Genomic DNA, 16377 nt, shown 5'->3' with positions numbered 1-16377 from the left:
GTGCGACTCTTCGTCGCGGTCCGTCCGTCCGTCGAGGCCGTCAATCATCTCGTCGCACAGGTCGCGCGCCTGCGCGTCGCCGCGGCGACCGCGGCTGGCATCAATGTCCGCCTCGCCGACCCGGCCGACCTGCACCTCACTCTGGCGTTCCTCGGTGCCGTCGAGTCTGCCCGGCTGGTCGAGGTGGACAGTGCGCTCGGTTTGGCCGCCGAGCGGTTCCGGGACGGCCGGGATGCCGTACCCCGGTTGAGCCTCGGTGGCGGTGGGCGGTTCGGCCGGGTCCGATCCACAGTGCTCTGGGTGGACCTGCGCGGGGAGGTCGAGGCGTTGCACGTGCTCGCCGGGCTGATCCGGTCCCGGCTGAGCCAGGGCCGGCTGCCGTACGACGAGAAGCCGTTTCGGCCCCACCTGACCGTCGCCCGGCCCGGCGACCGGATGGACCCGGCCGACGTCGAGGCCGACCGGGCCAGCCTGGACGGGTACGAAGGACCATCGTGGCCGGCATCGGAGCTGCTGCTGGTGCGCAGCCACCTCGGCGGCCGACCGCGTTACGAACGGATCGCCGCCTGGTCGCTGTGAGTCGGCGGCACGTCGCTGGTCGCGCTGGATGGCCTGCTGCGGAGAACCTCGCGGGCCTGTTCGGCCGCGCGGGTGATGCTCTCGCTGATGAAGTCGAGGAAGCGAGCGATGTTCTCCAGTCGGGCGGCGGCGGGGGTGTGCGCGCCGAGGAGGGCGACACCCTGGCGTGCGATCGCGACGAGATGGTCGTTGGCCCGAGCGCTGGCGATCGTCGCCTGGTAGAAGAGCTCGTCGTCGACCAGGTAGCGGTCGCGGCGGCGTTCGTCGCGTTCGCGGCGGACGAGGCTCTGGCCCTCCAGGAAGGTGATCGCCTTGGAGATCGACGCCGGGCTGACCTGGAGGCGCTGGGCGAGCTCGGACGCGGTGAGACTGCCGGAGTCGGTGAGGAACAAACTGGTCAACACCCGGGCCCCCATCTTGTTCAGGCCGGAGGCCATGAGGACCGTGGTGAACGACTCCTCGTAGTCGGCTGCCGCCTGGGCGTCGCGTCCGTCCTGTCGGGGGGCTGCCTCGGTGCCTCGGGAGGGGGCGGGCCTGCGCCGGTGGGCGCGGCGCTCGGTCGCGTGATGGGCCAGGTCGGCGCGGTAGCCGGTGGGACCGCCGTTGCGCATCACCTCCCGCGTGACAGTCGAGGTGGGACGGTCGAGGCGTCGGGCGATCTCGGCGTAGGGGAGGCTGTCGGCCAGCCCCAGCGCGATCTGCTGACGTTCCTGTCGGGTGAGCCTGCCTCCCGGCATCGCGATCTCCCTCGTGGTCCCCGTAGGGCGGTGGCCCCAGCCTCCACCACTATAGCGTTAACTCCCATGCCAATGCAACGCAGCAATCCGCGATGTTGCATTAGATTCTGGGTCGTTGCAACAAAGACACGGCTGTGAACAGCATAAATGCAGTCTCACTGCAACATGGGTGTTGCAGAATCTGGAAAGCAACGTAGCGTTTCCCACATAAGAAACAAGCGCCGACCTGGGAGAGCACGATGCAGACGTTCGCCACACCCGCCCCCATCTCCGCCGTCCTGGACATCCCCGCCGGACGCATCCAGCTCATCGCCGCGGACCGCGCCGACGCCACCGTCGAGGTCCTCCCGGCCGACCCCGCCAAGAGCAGCGACACGAGGGCCGCCGAGCAGACCACCGTCTCCTACGCCGACGGCGTCCTGCGCATCACGACCGCACCTCCCGTCAACAAGCTCTTCGGCCCCTCCGGCGCCCTGGAGGTCACCGTCCGGGTGCCCGCCGGCTCCCACGTCGAGGCCAGGGCCGCCAGCGCCGAGCTTCGGGGCGTCGGCCGCCTCGGCGACGTCGCCGTCGACGGGGCGTACCGGAGAATCAAGATTGACGAGGCAGCGAGTGTTCGCCTTACCGCGATCGACGGCGACGTCGAGGTCGGCCGGCTCAACGGCCCCGCCGAGATCAGCACCACCCGGGGTGACATCACTGTCGCCGAGGCCATGCGCGGCACTGTCGTCCTCCGCACCCAGTCCGGCGACATCTCGATCGCGGCGGCGGCCGGCGTCTCGGCCGCCCTTGACGCCGGCACCGGCCACGGCCGCGTCAGCAACGCCCTCAAGAACGACGGCACCGTCGAGCTCGACATCCACGCCAGCACCATGCAGGGCGACATCAACGCCCGCAGCCTCTGAGAAGGACGAATCGAGATGACTAACAACAGCGTGTCCTCGACCAGTTCGGCGTGGACCGGCATGGTGCCGGTCGACGACACGGCCCTGGCCGTCACCGACACCGGCGGCCCCGGCATCCCGGTGGTCTACCTCAACGGCCAGTTCGCCACCCAGGGCTACTGGCGGCGGGTCATCGCCGAGCTGGGCACCGAATTCCGGCACATCACCTACGACGAGCGGGCTCGCGGCAGGAAGTCGAAGCGCTCAGCCGACTACTCGTTCGAAGCGGCCGTCCGGGACGTCGATGCCGTTCTCGCCGCCCGGGGGGTGGCCCGGGCGGTGCTGGTGGGCTGGTCCTACGGAGCGGTGGTCGGAGCCCACTGGGCCAACCGGAACCCGGAGCGGGCCCTGGGCGCGGTCCTGGTCGACGGCGCGTTCCCGCACGACTGGCTCGACGAGGCCATGGCGCGGCGGATCCGCACGATGTTCCGACGGATGAACCTGTTCATGCCGCTGCTCCGCCCGACCGGCCTCACCCCACGGATGAACGCCGACCAGATGGCGGACAGCAACATCGAACTCGGCGAACTCTCCCGCGAGCGCGAACTGGGCCCGGTGCTGGACGCCATCAGTGTCCCGGTGCGGTACGTGGTCGCCTCGGGAACGTCCCTCGGTAGTCGCGGGGACGAACAGGAGCAGATCCGCGCCAGCCTCGACGCCGTGACCGCCCGCAACCCGCACATCACCATCGGGGCGAAGGTCGCCAGCAACCACGGTGCGATCCTCAAGAAGGACTTCCGCGCCGTCGCCGAGGCCGTACGCGGGGTCGCCGCCCCTCATCGCGAAGACGCCGGAGACAGTCGGTGAGATCCGAACGCACGCGTTGACGGGTGACGCACCGTCACCCGTCAACGCGAAGCGTCAGGAGGATTCGCGGGCGGCCGGGCCGCTGCCGAAGAGCACATCGTCCCAGCTCGGCAGCCGCTTGCGTGGCTTGCCGTTGGCGTCGGTGGACTCCCCGGAGGCCGCCGCGGCGGCCGTCCGTCGGGGTCGCAGCACCGCCAGCGACGGCACGGCCGGCACCTCCTTGGGCGCGTCCGAATCGTCGTCGAAGGCCGACCCCTGGCCGCCGCCGAGCATCGCGGCGGCACCCCCAGCGACGGGCCGCTGCCGAGGTGCGTCCGACCCGGCAAGAGCAGCCGGGGTACGCGGCTCAAGGCCACGACCCGACGAGCCGCCGAGCGGGCGGTCCAGGGAGGCGAGCAGCGCGTCCCGGCCAGCCCGGATCGGATCGCGGCCGGGGCGCGGGTGCTCGGACGCGGCAGGCAACCCGTGCCCACCACGGCTCGGCTCGCCACGTGACGGACCGGGCAGGGCGTGCCCCGTCCGCTCCGGTGCCGGCTCCTGACCGAGGATCGGCGTGGGCCGCTCGGCGCACAGGTACTGCGCCATGTCGTCGTGCGGCGTGACCACCTGCCGGGCCTTGTCCATGTCCCAGATGGCCTGCGCGGTGGCCTTGCCGGACGGCCAGGTGGCGATGATCCGCCAGGTGCCGTCGTCGCGTCGGTAGGCGTCCCAGGAAATCTTCTCGGTGTCGATGCCGTGCTGGCTCAGCCGACCGTTTACCACCTCGGCGAGCGGGGTGGGCTTCTCCGCGCCCTTGAGGCGGGTGCGACGGGCGTGCTGGGCGAGCATCGCCCGCTCCTGGAGCACCGGGCCGGCGTAGCGCAGCACCCGGTCGACAGGCACCCCGGCGATCCGGGCGACGTCCTCGGCGGACTCACCGGAACGGATGCGGGCCTGGATGTCCCGAGGAGACAGTGAGGGAATCGGATCGGCGGTGCTCGGTGCCACAGCGAGCGGCGGGGCACCCGGCTCGGGGTGCATCACGCCGGCGATGCGTTCGTCGATCGGCAGGGCGAGGAGTCGCCCCACCTCGTCGGCGAGCACCAGGGCCTGGCCGTCCTCGGAGAGGGCGACGAAGCGTACTGGGCGCATAGCGTTGCCTCCGTCCCGCTTCGCTGGCCGCACGCCACGAGTCGGCCACCCAGGCGTCTCGGACCACCGTACGCGCATCTGCCTCGGGGTGGGGGAAGCGACACCCCGCATGTCGTGACTGAGCTGCGGCGATGATCACGGTCGGTGTCCGTGGAGGCCCCAACGGACACCGACCGTGACGAACGTCAGAGTCGCTCGACCACGTAGTCGATGGACGCGGTGAGCGCCTCGACATCGGCGGGCTCGACGGCCGGGAACAGCGCCACTCGCAGCTGGTTGCGACCAAGCTTGCGGTAGGGCTCAGTGTCCACGATGCCGTTGGCGCGCAGCGCCTTGGCGATCGCCGTGGCGTCCACCGAGTCGGCGAAGTCGATGGTGGCGACCACGTTGGAGCGCAGCGTCGGGTCGGTGACGAACGGGGTGGCAACGCTGGACCGCTCGGCCCAGCCGTAGACCGCGGCGGCGCTCTCGGCGGTGCGCTTCGCCGCCCAGGACAGGCCGCCCTGCACGTTCATCCAGTCGGTCTGCTCGGCGGCCAGGAAGATGGTGGCCAACGCCGGGGTGTTGTAGGTCTGCTCCAGCCGCGAGTTGTCGATAGCGGTGACCAGGTCGAGGAAGGCGGGGATGTAGCGCCCGGACGCCTTGATCTCGGCGGCCCGGTCCAGTGCGGCCGGGGACATCAGAGCAAGCCAGAGACCGCCGTCGGAGCCGAAGCACTTCTGCGGAGCGAAGTAGTAGACGTCGGTCTCGCCGACGTTGACCTCCAGGCCACCCGCGCCGGAGGTCGCGTCGACAAGCAGCAGCGCGCCCTCGTCGGCCCCGGCCACCCGGCTGATCGGGACGGCCACACCTGTCGAGGTCTCGTTCTGCGGCGTCGCGTACGCGTCGACGCCGGACTCGGCGACCAGGGTCGGCGCGCTGCCCGCGTCGGACTTGCGCACTGTCGGCTCACCCAGGAACGGGGCGTCCTTGACCGACTTGGCGAACTTGGCGCCGAACTCGCCGAAGCTGGCGAACTGGGCCCGGTCGCGAATGAGGCCGAAGGTGGCGACCTCCCAGAACGCTGTGGTGCCGCCGTTGCCGATGATCACCTCGTAGCCCTCGGGCAGGGAGAAGAACTCGGCGATGCCGGAGCGCAGCCGGGCCACCTGGTCACGGACCGTCTTCTGCCGGTGCGAGGTGCCGAGGTAGGTGGTCGCTACCTCGGCGAGAGCGGACACCGCCGCCGGGCGGACCTTGGACGGGCCGCAGCCGAAGCGTCCATCGGCGGGCTTGATCTCATCGGGAATCCGGATGATCGGTGCGTCAGCCACGGTCTTGAAGATCCTTCCGCAAGGGCGAGGGCGGGCCCGGCGACACTGCCGGCCCTCATCCTCGCACCCGCACCGGACGGCGATGGGCGGGGTCCCGGCGGTCGGTCTGAGTCCTTCGCCACAGTCGGCTCCGGTCGCCGACGAGAAGGGCCCCTCCTCGACGCCCGGCGTCGGGGAGGGGCCCTTCCCTACCAGCTCAGACGCCGTGCGGGATGGCCGCCCAGCCCTCGACGTCGGACGGCTTGCGGGTCTCCGGGCCCATGTAGAGGGCGGACGGGCGGACCAGCCGCTGCAGGCGCTTCTGCTCCAGGATGTGCGCGCTCCAGCCGCCCATCCGCGCGCAGGTGAACATCGAGGTGAACATGTGCGCCGGCACCTCGGCGAAGTCCAGCACCACTGCCGACCAGAACTCGACGTTGGTGGCCAGCACCCGGTCCGGGCGGCGGGCCTGAAGCTCGGCGAGGGCGGCCTTCTCCAGCGCCTCGGCGATCTCGAAGCGTGGCGCGCCCAGCTCCTTGGCCGTACGCCGGAGCACTCGGGCGCGCGGGTCCTCGGCACGGTAGACGCGGTGGCCGAAGCCCATCAACCGCTCGCCCCGGTCGAGGACACCCTTGACGTAGCCCTCCGCGTCGCCGCTGCGCTCCACCGCCTCCAGCATGCTGAGCACCCGGGACGGGGCGCCGCCGTGCAGCGGGCCGGAGAGGGCGCCGATGCCCGACGAGATGCAGGCAGCCGCGTCCGCCCCGGTGGAGGCGACGATGCGAGCGGTGAAGGTGGAGGCGTTCAGACCGTGCTCGGCGGCCGAGATGAAGTACGCGTCGACGGCCTTGACGTGCCGGGGGTCGGGCTCGCCGCGCCAGCGCTTCATGAACCGCTCGACGATGGTCTGCGCCTTGTCGATCTCCTTCTGCGGCACCGCCGGCAGGCCGAGGCCGCGGGCGGACTGGGCGACGAAGGAGAGCGCGGTCACCGAGACCCGGGCGAGATCCTCACGGGCCTGCTCGTCGGAGATGTCCAGCAGTTGGTTGAGACCCCAGTACGGGGCCAGCATGGCGACCGCGGACTGCACGTCGACGCGGATGTCACCGGAGTGCACCGGCACCGGGAACGGCTCCGCCGGCGGCAGGCCCGGCCCGAACCGGCCGTCGACCAGCAGTGCCCACACGTTGCCGAACGACACCTGGCCGATCAGATCCTCGATGTCGACTCCGCGATAGCGCAGCGCACCGCCCTCACGGTCAGGTTCGGCGATCTCGGTCTCGAAGGCGACGACGCCCTCCAGCCCGGGTTTGAAATCGGCCATGTCGCTCTCCTGGATCTGGTCGGTGCGCCCGATCGCTCATCCGGCCCGATCGGCCGAGCGCCTTAGGCGACCCTCAGGGATGTGTTCGGAACATACTGCCTGCTGAGTAAGGGATACGCGACCCGCTGCGACTGTGCCGCACGCGACATCCCCGGACGCGCATTCTCCGCGCGGCTCAGTGAGACTGGGCAGGGCGGGCTGGTCAGCGCGGGAGGGTGCTGGCGGGGCCCGCGAAAAGGAGTGGGGACGTGACGGGTGACACACCCGCCCCGGCCGCGATGCGTAACGAGTACGCCGCGGACCTGGGCCTGACCGAGGCTGACCTGGCCGTCGACTGGCACACCCAGTTCGACGGCTGGTTCGCCGACGCGGTGGCCTTCGGGCTGCCCGAACCGAACGCCATGGTGGTGGGCACCGCCGACTCGGCCGGCCGGCCGAGCGGGCGGACGGTGCTGCTGAAGGGGTACGACCCGGAGGGCTTCGTCTTCTTCACCAACCACCTGTCGCGCAAGGGCGTCGAGACGACCGCCAACCCGTACGCCAGCCTGGTCTTTCCGTGGTTTCCCATGCAGCGTCAGGTGGTGGTCGCCGGACGGGTCGCGCCCGTCGACCGCGCCACGAGCGAGGCGTACTTCGCCAGCCGGCCGCGTGGCTCCCAACTGGGTGCCTGGGCCAGCCCGCAGTCGCAGGTGGTGTCGGGTCGGGCGGCGTTGGAGCAGCGGTACCAGGAGGTGGCCGAGCGCTTCGCCGACCAGGCGGAGATCCCGACCCCGTCGCACTGGGGCGGGCTGCGGGTCCAACCCGAGTCGGTGGAGTTCTGGCAGGGGCGGGCCGGCCGGTTGCACGACCGGCTCCGCTTCCGCCGCCTCGACCAGGGTGACTGGGTCGTCGAGCGGTTGGCGCCGTGACGGGTGTGCGGGAGACCCGGCCGCGCGCAGCGCGCCGCTGGGCGATCGACGTGCGTCCGCTGCGGGTTCCGGCGTACCGCCGGCTCTGGCTCGGCAACACGGTGGCGATGTTCGGCTTCCAGTTCACCGCCGTCGCGGTGCCGGTGGAGATGTACGCCCTGACCCGGGACTCGTTCTGGGTGGGCCTGCTGGGTGTGGCTGCCTTCGTGCCGTTGCTGGTCTTCGGGCTCTGGGGCGGCGCGGTCGCCGACGCCCGTGACCGGCGTGCGGTGCTGCTCGGCGGCTCATTGTTGCTCTGGGCATCCACTCTCGGGCTGCTGCTCCAGGCGGTGCTGGACGTGGGCAGCCCGGTGCTGCTGCTGGCGTTGATGGCGTTGCAATCGGTGGCGTTCGCGATCAGCTCCCCGGCCCGCAGCGCCATGCTGCCCCGGCTGGTGCCGGACGACCTGGTGGCGTCCGCCACCACCCTGAACTACACGACCTTCACCGCAGCCTCGGTCGCCGGCCCGCTCGCCGCCGGCCTGATCCTCTCCGCCTCGCCGGACACCACTGTGGTCCTGCCGATCGCCTACGGGCTGGACGCGGTGCTGTTCACCGCGATGCTCTGGGCCGCGCTGCGGTTGCCCTCGCTCCCGCCCGAGCCCACCGCCGACGGTCAGGCCCGGCGTGCCGGTCTGGCCAGCGTCGTCGACGGGTTCCGCTACCTGGCCACCACCCCGGTCCTGCTGCTGTCCTTCGGGGTGGACCTGATCGCGATGATCCTCGCCATGCCACGGGCCCTCTTCCCGGAGATCGCGCACGAGCGGTTCGGCGGCGGTGGCTCGGTCGGTCTGCTCTACAGCGCCATCGCGATCGGCTCGATGATCGGTGGGCTGACCTCCGGCTGGATCGGCCGGCTCCGCCGCCAAGGGCTCGGCCTGGTGCTCGCGGTGGTCGGCTGGGGCCTGGCGATCGCCGCGGCCGGGTTGGCCCACCAGCTCTGGTTGATGGTCGTGCTGCTCGCCGTGGCCGGCGCCGCCGACCTGATCAGCGCGGTGCTGCGTCAGTCGATGCTGCTGGTCTACGCACCGGACCGGATGCGCGGCCGACTCCAGGGCGTGAACACGGTAGTGGTGGCGGGTGGCCCACGCCTGGGCGACCTGCGCGCCGGCACCATGGCCGCCGGGTTCGGTGGCGGGGTGGCCTGGGTGGCCGGCGGGCTCGCCTCCGCGGTGCTCGTGGTGGTGCTCGCTGTCGCGTTCCCGGCGCTGCTGCGCTACCGGGCGGCGACGGCATCGAGCGACAACCGGACCTGACCGGTTAGTGTCGCCGGCATGGAAAGCCCCGATCCGCGCCCGTTCTCCGGCGCCCAGTGGACCATCTCCGCCGCCGGCCACGAGGCCGTCATCGTGGAGGTCGGCGGTGGGCTCCGGACGTACCGGCACGACGGTGTCGACCTGCTCGACGGGTACCAGACCGACGAGGTCTGCCCCGGTTGCACAGGGCAGGTGCTGGCACCCTGGCCGAACCGGATCCGCGACGGTCGCTACTCGTTCGACGGGCGGACGCACCAGCTTTCGCTGACCGAGCCGGAGCGGCACGTTGCCATCCACGGGTTGGTCAACTGGGTGCCGTGGCAGTTGCTGGAGCAGTCGGCGGACGCCGTGACGGTCGGCTACGACCTGCCGCCGCAGCCCGGCTACCCGTGGCCGCTGCGGCTGCGGAGCCGGTGGAGCGTCGACGCGGACGGGCTGCGCGCCGAGCACGAGGTGACGAACATCGGCGGGGAGTTGGCCCCGTTCGGCTTCTCCGTGCACCCGTACCTGCAACTGCCGGGCGTCGCTGTGGACGACCTGGTGCTGCGGCTGCCCACCCGGAGCCGGGTGCTGGTGGACGGTCGGCTTCTGCCGGTGGGGGTGACCCCGGTGGCCGGCACCGAGTACGACTGGACCAGCCCCCGCCGCATCGGTGCGGCCGTGCTGGACTCCTGCTTCGGCGAGGTGATCTCCGACGCCGACGGCGGTTCGTCGGTGAGCCTCGCCGCGCCGGACGGTTCGGCCGCTGTGAGCATCTGGGCGGACGCCGAGTTCGGCTGGTGGCAGGTGTTCACCGGGGACGCCCTCACCGGCGAGCGGCACCGCCGCTCGGTGGCGGTCGAGCCGATGACCTGCCCGCCGGACGCGTTCCGGTCGGGCAAGGACCTGCTCACCCTCAAGCCCGGCACGACCTGGCGAGGTGCCTGGGGCATCCGCCCCGGCGCCTGATGGAGTTCGCCGAGGTCGTCCGCCGACGGCGGATGGTGCGCAACTACGACCCGGACCGCCCGGTCCCGCCCGACGTGGTGGACCGGTTGCTCGACCACGCGGTCCGCGCGCCGTCGGCCGGCTTCGCCCAGGGCTGGGGTTTCCTGGTGTTGGAGGAGCTGGCCGATCGGGATCGGTTCTGGGCCGCCACCACCCCCGATGGCGGTGGGCGGGAGCGCTGGCTCGCGGGCATGCGCCGGGCACCCCTGATCGTGGTGCCGCACGCCAACGAGTCGGCCTACCTGCGGCGGTACGCGGAGCCGGACAAGGGCTGGACGGATCAGTCCACGGACCGCTGGCCGGTGCCGTACTGGCACGTGGACGCCGGATTCGCGGCGTTGCTGATGCTGCTCACCGCTGTGGACGAGGGGCTCGGGGCGTGCTTCTTCGGGATTCCGCCGCAGCGGCTCGCCGCCTACCGGGACGCGTTCGGCGTGCCGGTGGAGTACCAACCCATCGGAGCCGTCACAATCGGTTACCGCGCGGCTGACCATCGGTCACCATCGTTGCGCCGTGGACGCCGTCCGATGGACGAGGTCGTGCGACGAGGCCGGTGGAACTGACGCGGACGTCCCGTTCGTCCGGTTGAGGATCGGACGAGCGATAGCGAAACTGACATCAGGGAGCAGAACGTAGCGTGCGCTGGGCCGCTAGGCTGGCACGGTCATCGGTGCCGCGCCGCGCGGTGCCCGCCGCGGCCCGGCTCGGCGCCGTCGGTCGGCCCGGCCACGGGGAGGGGAGCGTGCCGTCGTGATCTTCAGAGCGGTCCGGGACGGGCGTCCCTATCCGGAGCACAATCTGACGCTCAAGCAGTGGGCGGAGATCCCGCCGAGGCCACTGCGCCTGGATCAGATGATCACCACCAAGCGTGAGTTGGCGCTGGACAAGCTCCTCGCCGAGGATTCCACCTTCTACGGTGACCTCTTTCCGCACGTCGTGCAGTGGAACGGCGGGCTCTACCTGGAGGACGGGCTGCACCGGGCGCTGCGCGCAGCCCTCCAGCAGCGCAACCAGATCCACGCGCGGGTGCTGGTGCTCTCCGAGCCGATCGAGTGACGAGCCCTTCTTTCCCGAGCTGAACCTTCGTTAGGGTGGCGTCCATGACCGCTGCGCTGGACCTGCTCGACCTGGACCCGTCGCTCAGCGAGGAGGAGCGGCAGATCCGCGACGTCGTCCGCCAACTCGTCGACGACCGGGTGCGACCCCACGTCGCCGACTGGTACGAGGACGGCACGGTGCCCGCCCGGGAGTTGGCCCGCGAGTTCGGCAAGCTCGGCCTGCTCGGCATGCACCTGACCGGCTACGGCTGCGCCGGCGCCTCCGCTGTCGCCTACGGGCTGGCCTGCCAGGAGTTGGAAGCCGGCGACTCCGGCCTCCGCTCCCTGGTCTCGGTGCAGGGATCGCTCGCCATGTACGCCATCTGGCGCTACGGCAGCGAGGAGCAGAAGCAACGGTGGCTGCCGTCGATGGCCACCGGTGAGGCGATCGGCTGCTTCGGTCTGACCGAGCCGGATCACGGCTCCGACCCCGCCTCGATGGCCACCCGGGCCCGCCGCGACGGCGACGACTGGGTGCTCACCGGCGGGAAGATGTGGATCACCAACGCCCCGATCGCGGACGTCGCGGTGATCTGGGCGCGCACCGACGAGGGCGTACGGGGTTTCGCCGTACCCATGGACACCCCCGGCGTCACGGCCCGGGAGATCCGCCGCAAGATGTCGCTGCGCGCGTCGGTGACCGGCGAGATCGTGCTCGACGACGTCCGGCTCCCGGCCGACGCCCAACTGCCCGAGGCGGTCGGGCTGAAGGCGCCGCTGAGCTGCCTCACCGAGGCCCGCTACGGCATCGTCTGGGGCGCGGTCGGCGCGGCCCGCGACTGCCTGGAAACCACACTGGCGTACGCGGGCACCCGCACCCAGTTCGGTCGCCCCCTGGCCGGCTTTCAGCTCACCCAGGCCAAGCTCGCCGACATGGCCGTCGAGTTGGTGAAGGGGCAACTGCTCGCGCTGCACCTGGGCCGGCTCGCCGACGCCCGGCGGCTGCGGCCCGAGCAGGTCAGCGTGGGCAAGCTGAACAACGTGCGGGAGGCGCTGGCCATCGCCCGGCAGTGCCGCACGATCCTCGGTGCCAACGGCGTCTCCGGTGAGTACCCGGTGATGCGGCACGCCAACAACCTGGAGAGCGTGCTGACCTACGAGGGCACCTCCGAGATCCACCAACTGGTCATCGGGCAGCGGCTCACCGGGCTCTCCGCGTTCGCCTGACCTGCCCTTTTGTCGCTTCCTGGCGCTCGCCGCGCGACTGTCGTATCGGGGCCGTACCGTCATTGACAGACGACTTGTCTGACGAGGACGGTGAGCGTGATGGCCCGCGACGCTGGCAGCAACGAGCCCACGAGAGAGTTCCCCGGTTACCCGACCGGTGACGATCTCAAGGCGCGGTCGACCGCGACACCCGAGTGGACCGCTGATGCGCCGGGTGGTCCCGGCGAGCCGGCCGGTCCCGCTGGCCCCGGTGGGCCTGGAGGTCCCGGTGGTCCCACGAGCGGTGGCGATGGCCCCGTCGGTGGCGGTGGCGGTGGGGCGGCCCGAGGCCTGCTCCTGCTGCTCGGCGCCGCCGCGCTGGCCGTTGTCGCGCTGCTCGGCATTCAGGCGACCGGGATCCTGCCGGAGTTCCGCAACCCGTTCGCCAAGGAGCAGACCGACCGCAGTCAGCCACCGCTGCTGAAGTCGATCCAGGACCTCAGCCGCTACGTGGCGGCGGAAGGCAACTTCCAGGTGGTGGTCGACACGCAGAACGACCGGCGCAACGTTCCGGACTTCCTGCTCAACGAGCGCACCCTGTTCGTCGGGGCCGGCAGCATCGAGGCGTACGTCGACTTCACCAAGATCGGTGAGGGTGCCGTCGTCCAGTCCGCCGACGGCAAGTCCGTCGAGATCAAGCTGCCCGCGCCGCAGCTCGGTGAGACAAACCTCGACATGGAGAAGAGCTACGTCTTCGCCGAGCAGCGCGGTCTGCTCAACCGACTCGGTGACCTGGTCGGCAACGACCCCAACCGGCAGCAGCAGGTCTACCAGCTCGCCGAGGAGCGGATCACCGCCGCCGCCCGGGACAGCGGGCTCTCGGCCCGAGCCGAGGAGAACACCCGCAAGATGCTGGAGGGGCTGCTCCGCTCCCTCGGCTACCAGCAGATCACTGTCACCTACATAGCCCCCTGACCTGCGTCCCGTACGCCGAAGCGCCCGCACCGACTTCCGTCGGAGCGGGCGCTTCCGTGTGGGGGCCTGCGGCCCCGATCCGCTGCCGGACCTGAGATGCCAGGGCCGTCGCGACACGAGCAATCTTGGACAGTTCCCGCCCTGCTGACGGAAACCGTCCAAGTTCTGCGCTTACGTCAGGTGCGGCGGGCGGGTCAGTGGCCGGTGGAGGCGAGGTAGCGGTCCTCGTTCGGCATCAGCACCCACAGGATCAGGTAGACGATCACCTGCGTGCCGGGCAGCAGCAGCGACAGCAGGAACAGCAGCCGGACCATTCCGGCCGACATGCCGAACCGCCGTCCGAGGCCGGCGCAGACACCGGCGATCATGCGCCCCTCGCGGGGCCGGACCAGTTTGCGACTCATCGTCGTACTCCCACTCTGCGGCGGTGCGCCGCGTCTGCAATCCACGGTAGAAAGGGATGGCCACCTCGCCCTCGGTCCCGAGGAGGAGCGGCAACCAGTGGACCCGTAGGTGCTTTACCCGGGCAGCCCCCCGCTGACGCCTCCCCGCAGCGCCCCGCCCACCGCGGGGCGGCGCCGGGCGGGAGACGGTGATCGGGTGTTCACGTCCCGGACCGGGTGGCCGGTGAGCTGGGCGGGTAGGCTGGCTGATCGGCCTTCCACACCCCGGAGGGCCGGCACCCCATACCCCGGACGGTCACGAGCGGGGCCGCCAGATCGGCGGTCACGACCCGGCCGGGTCCCGTACGCCGGGACGACGGCGAGGAAGCGCAGCCATGATCAGTGTTTTCGACCTCTTCAGCGTCGGTATCGGGCCGTCCAGCTCACACACTGTGGGGCCGATGCGGGCCGCGCGGACGTTCGTCGGCGGGCTGAAGGCCGACGGGCTGCTCAGCGACACGGCGCGGGTGCAGGCCGAGCTGTTCGGCTCACTGGGTGCCACCGGGCACGGCCACGGCAGCGGTCCGGCGGTGCTGCTCGGGCTGGCCGGCGAGTCGCCGGAGACTGTCGACACGGACACCGTCGGGCCTCGGGTTGAGCGGATCCGGGCCGAGCGGCGGATCAACATCCTCGACGCGCACGAGATCGACTTTGACCCGGATCGGGACCTGACGCTGCACCGCCGCCGGTCGTTGCCGTACCACCCGAACGGGATGACCTTCGTGGCGTACGACCGGTCCGGCGCCGTGCTGCGCAGCCGCACCTACTACTCCGTCGGTGGCGGGTTCGTGGTGGACGAGGCGGCGGCCGGGGCGGACCGGATCAAGCCGGACAGCACAGCGGTGCGGTACCCCTTCCTGACCGGGGCGCAACTCCTCGACGTCACCACCCGCACCGGGCTGTCGATCAGCGAGGTGATGCTGGCCAACGAGCGCTCCTGGCGCAGCGAGGCGGACATCCGGGCCGGTCTGCTGGAGATCTGGCGGGTGATGCAGGAGTGCGTGCAGCGCGGCTGCGAGCGGGACGGCGTACTCCCTGGGGGGTTGAAGGTTCGGCGGCGCGCGGCGGAGCTGCGGCGCGGTCTGGAGGCGGAGGCCGGGTCGGCCGACCCGCTGCACGTGATGGACTGGGTGACCCTGTTCGCGCTCGCTGTCAACGAGGAGAACGCCGCGGGCGGCCGGGTGGTCACCGCGCCGACCAACGGCGCGGCCGGGATCATTCCGGCGGTGCTGCACTACTACACCCGGTTCGTGCCGGACGCCGATGACGAGGGTGTGGTGCGGTTCCTGCTGACGGCGGGGGCGATCGGTGTGTTGTTCAAGGAGAACGCGTCGATCTCGGGCGCCGAGGTGGGCTGCCAGGGTGAGGTCGGTTCGGCGTGCTCGATGGCGGCGGCGGGGCTGGCCGAGGCGCTCGGTGGCACGCCTGAGCAGGTGGAGAACGCGGCCGAGATCGGGATGGAGCACAACCTCGGGTTGACCTGTGACCCGGTGGGTGGCCTGGTGCAGATCCCCTGCATCGAGCGGAACGCGGTGGCTAGCATCAAGGCGATCACGGCCGCCCGGCTGGCGCTGCGCGGCGACGGGGTGCACAAGGTGTCGCTGGACAAGGTCATCAAGACCATGCGGGAGACGGGCGCCGACATGAAGGTCAAGTACAAGGAGACGGCGCGTGGCGGTTTGGCCGTCAACGTGATCGAGTGCTGAGTCCGGTCGATTCGGGGCAATCGTTCACCGACTGCTAACCTGTCGTCCGTTTCAGGAGGCGGGAGGCTCGCGGTGACCTCTGGCGTCGCGGCGTTGTGGTCGCACCGCAACTCGCTGCGCATCCTGGTCAGGCGGGATCTCGCGGTCAAGTACCAGCAGTCGGTGCTGGGTTACTTCTGGTCGTTGATCGAGCCGCTCGGCATGGGCGCCATCTACTGGTTCGTCTTCGGGGTGCTCTACTCCTCCGACACCGGTCGGCACCTCGGTGAGGCGGCCGCGTCGTACCCGTTGTTCCTGATCACCGGCATCTTCGCCTGGATGTGGACCAGCTCGGCGCTGAGCGAGGCGACGAACGCGCTGACCGGCCAGTCGCGGCTGATCACCACGATGAACGTGCCGCGCCAGGTCTTTCCGATCGGCCGGGTCACCGGCCGGTTCGCCGAGTACGCGGCCGGTCTGCCGATCCTGATCGCCATCGCGGTGATCTACGCGGTGCACGGTCGGATCCACACCGGTTGGTCGCTGCTCTCCCTGCCGCTGGCGGTGGCCGTCCAGGCCGTCCTGTTGACCGGGCTCGCCCTGCTGCTGTCCGCGTGGAACGTGCTGATGCGCGACGTGGAACGGCTGATGCGGCTGATCATCCGGGTGCTGTTCTACGCCACGCCGATCATCTATCCGCTCAGCCTGGTTCGGGAGTCGGGGCTGCCCGGCTGGTTGAAGGTGGTGTACGAGCTGAACCCGCTGGTCGGGATCTTCCAGCTGCACCACGCGATCTGGTATCCGGACGAGTTTCCGGACGCTCGGCTGCTCACCACCACGATCGTCGGCAGCGTGCTGGTGCTGGCCGCCGGTTGGTGGTCGTTCCGCCGGTTGGAGCCCGCCGTGCTCAAGGAGCTCTGAGGTGGCCGCGCCGATCATCGAGGCCGACGGCCTGGGCATTCGGTTCGTCCGCAACCGTCGCCGCCAGCTACGGCTACGGGAGTTGTTCATCCACCGGGGCGCCCGT

The 16377-nt window shown here is 70.9% G+C and carries 17 protein-coding genes; 12 read left to right on the top strand and 5 right to left on the bottom strand.

Annotation, left to right across the window (positions count from 1 at the left end; all coding sequences use genetic code 11):
• Window positions 1-579, top strand: coding sequence for an RNA 2',3'-cyclic phosphodiesterase (thpR, locus tag NIE111_RS08335; protein ID WP_238683807.1), 579 nt, complete (start codon window positions 1-3; stop codon window positions 577-579).
• On the opposite strand, the gene NIE111_RS08330 is transcribed toward thpR, so the two are convergent.
• Window positions 549-1316, bottom strand: a complete 768-nt coding sequence (locus tag NIE111_RS08330) for a helix-turn-helix domain-containing protein (RefSeq protein ID WP_238683806.1) — start codon at window positions 1314-1316, stop codon at window positions 549-551. The genes thpR and NIE111_RS08330 overlap by 31 nt on opposite strands.
• Before the next feature lie 239 nt (window positions 1317-1555).
• On the opposite strand from NIE111_RS08330, the gene NIE111_RS08325 reads away from it, so the two are divergent.
• Window positions 1556-2221 (top strand): DUF4097 family beta strand repeat-containing protein, encoded by a 666-nt coding sequence (locus NIE111_RS08325; RefSeq protein WP_238683805.1) that lies wholly within the window; start codon window positions 1556-1558, stop codon window positions 2219-2221.
• Between the two features lie 15 nt (window positions 2222-2236).
• A complete protein-coding gene (locus NIE111_RS08320) occupies window positions 2237-3067 on the top strand; it encodes an alpha/beta fold hydrolase (RefSeq protein ID WP_238683804.1) in 831 nt (276 codons plus the stop codon).
• Window positions 3068-3121: 54 nt separating this feature from the next.
• Here NIE111_RS08320 and sepH read toward each other — a convergent pair whose 3' ends face one another.
• From sepH to NIE111_RS08305, 3 genes are all read right to left on the bottom strand, one after another.
• On the bottom strand, window positions 3122-4198 hold the full coding sequence (gene sepH, locus NIE111_RS08315; protein ID WP_238683803.1) for a septation protein SepH: 1077 nt from the start codon (window positions 4196-4198) through the stop codon (window positions 3122-3124).
• Between the two features lie 185 nt (window positions 4199-4383).
• Complete coding sequence (gene serC / locus NIE111_RS08310) at window positions 4384-5511, bottom strand: phosphoserine transaminase (RefSeq protein ID WP_238683802.1); 1128 nt, start codon at window positions 5509-5511, stop codon at window positions 4384-4386.
• Between the two features lie 196 nt (window positions 5512-5707).
• Complete coding sequence (locus tag NIE111_RS08305; protein WP_210782815.1) at window positions 5708-6814, bottom strand: citrate synthase 2; 1107 nt, start codon at window positions 6812-6814, stop codon at window positions 5708-5710.
• A 278-nt stretch (window positions 6815-7092) separates the two neighbouring features.
• Here NIE111_RS08305 and pdxH point away from each other — a divergent pair, with 278 nt between their 5' ends.
• The 7 genes from pdxH (at window position 7093) to NIE111_RS08270 (ending at window position 13222) form a co-directional block, all read left to right on the top strand.
• Window positions 7093-7722: a pyridoxamine 5'-phosphate oxidase gene (gene pdxH, locus NIE111_RS08300; protein WP_238683863.1), complete on the top strand. Its 630-nt coding sequence runs from the start codon at window positions 7093-7095 to the stop codon at window positions 7720-7722.
• On the top strand, window positions 7719-9017 hold the full coding sequence (locus NIE111_RS08295) for an MFS transporter (RefSeq protein WP_210782817.1): 1299 nt from the start codon (window positions 7719-7721) through the stop codon (window positions 9015-9017). The genes pdxH and NIE111_RS08295 overlap by 4 nt, the downstream gene beginning before the upstream one ends.
• 18 nt (window positions 9018-9035) lie before the next feature.
• On the top strand, window positions 9036-9965 hold the full coding sequence (locus tag NIE111_RS08290; RefSeq protein ID WP_238683801.1) for an aldose 1-epimerase family protein: 930 nt from the start codon (window positions 9036-9038) through the stop codon (window positions 9963-9965).
• Window positions 9965-10567, top strand: coding sequence for a nitroreductase family protein (locus tag NIE111_RS08285; RefSeq protein WP_238683800.1), 603 nt, complete (start codon window positions 9965-9967; stop codon window positions 10565-10567). The genes NIE111_RS08290 and NIE111_RS08285 overlap by 1 nt, the downstream gene beginning before the upstream one ends.
• 187 nt (window positions 10568-10754) lie before the next feature.
• The gene (locus NIE111_RS08280) at window positions 10755-11060 is read left to right on the top strand and encodes a type II toxin-antitoxin system VapB family antitoxin (RefSeq protein ID WP_030329612.1); all 306 of its coding nucleotides are present in this window, start codon (window positions 10755-10757) and stop codon (window positions 11058-11060) included.
• Window positions 11061-11104: 44 nt separating this feature from the next.
• Entirely contained in the window at window positions 11105-12268 is a 1164-nt protein-coding gene (locus tag NIE111_RS08275; RefSeq protein ID WP_238683799.1) for an acyl-CoA dehydrogenase family protein, read from the top strand.
• A gap of 99 nt (window positions 12269-12367) precedes the next feature.
• On the top strand, window positions 12368-13222 hold the full coding sequence (locus NIE111_RS08270) for a DUF4230 domain-containing protein (protein ID WP_238683798.1): 855 nt from the start codon (window positions 12368-12370) through the stop codon (window positions 13220-13222).
• A 194-nt stretch (window positions 13223-13416) separates the two neighbouring features.
• Here NIE111_RS08270 and NIE111_RS08265 read toward each other — a convergent pair whose 3' ends face one another.
• The gene (locus NIE111_RS08265) at window positions 13417-13626 is read right to left on the bottom strand and encodes a PspC domain-containing protein (RefSeq protein WP_030486383.1); all 210 of its coding nucleotides are present in this window, start codon (window positions 13624-13626) and stop codon (window positions 13417-13419) included.
• Between the two features lie 374 nt (window positions 13627-14000).
• Here NIE111_RS08265 and NIE111_RS08260 point away from each other — a divergent pair, with 374 nt between their 5' ends.
• Complete coding sequence (locus tag NIE111_RS08260) at window positions 14001-15371, top strand: L-serine ammonia-lyase (protein ID WP_238683797.1); 1371 nt, start codon at window positions 14001-14003, stop codon at window positions 15369-15371.
• A 72-nt stretch (window positions 15372-15443) separates the two neighbouring features.
• Window positions 15444-16271, top strand: a complete 828-nt coding sequence (locus NIE111_RS08255) for an ABC transporter permease (RefSeq protein WP_238683796.1) — start codon at window positions 15444-15446, stop codon at window positions 16269-16271.
• Window positions 16272-16377 lie beyond the last annotated feature (106 nt).

Source organism: Micromonospora hortensis (genome assembly GCF_022230935.1).
Taxonomy (GTDB): domain Bacteria; phylum Actinomycetota; class Actinomycetes; order Mycobacteriales; family Micromonosporaceae; genus Micromonospora; species Micromonospora hortensis.
This window is presented reverse-complemented; position numbering and strand designations above follow the sequence as displayed.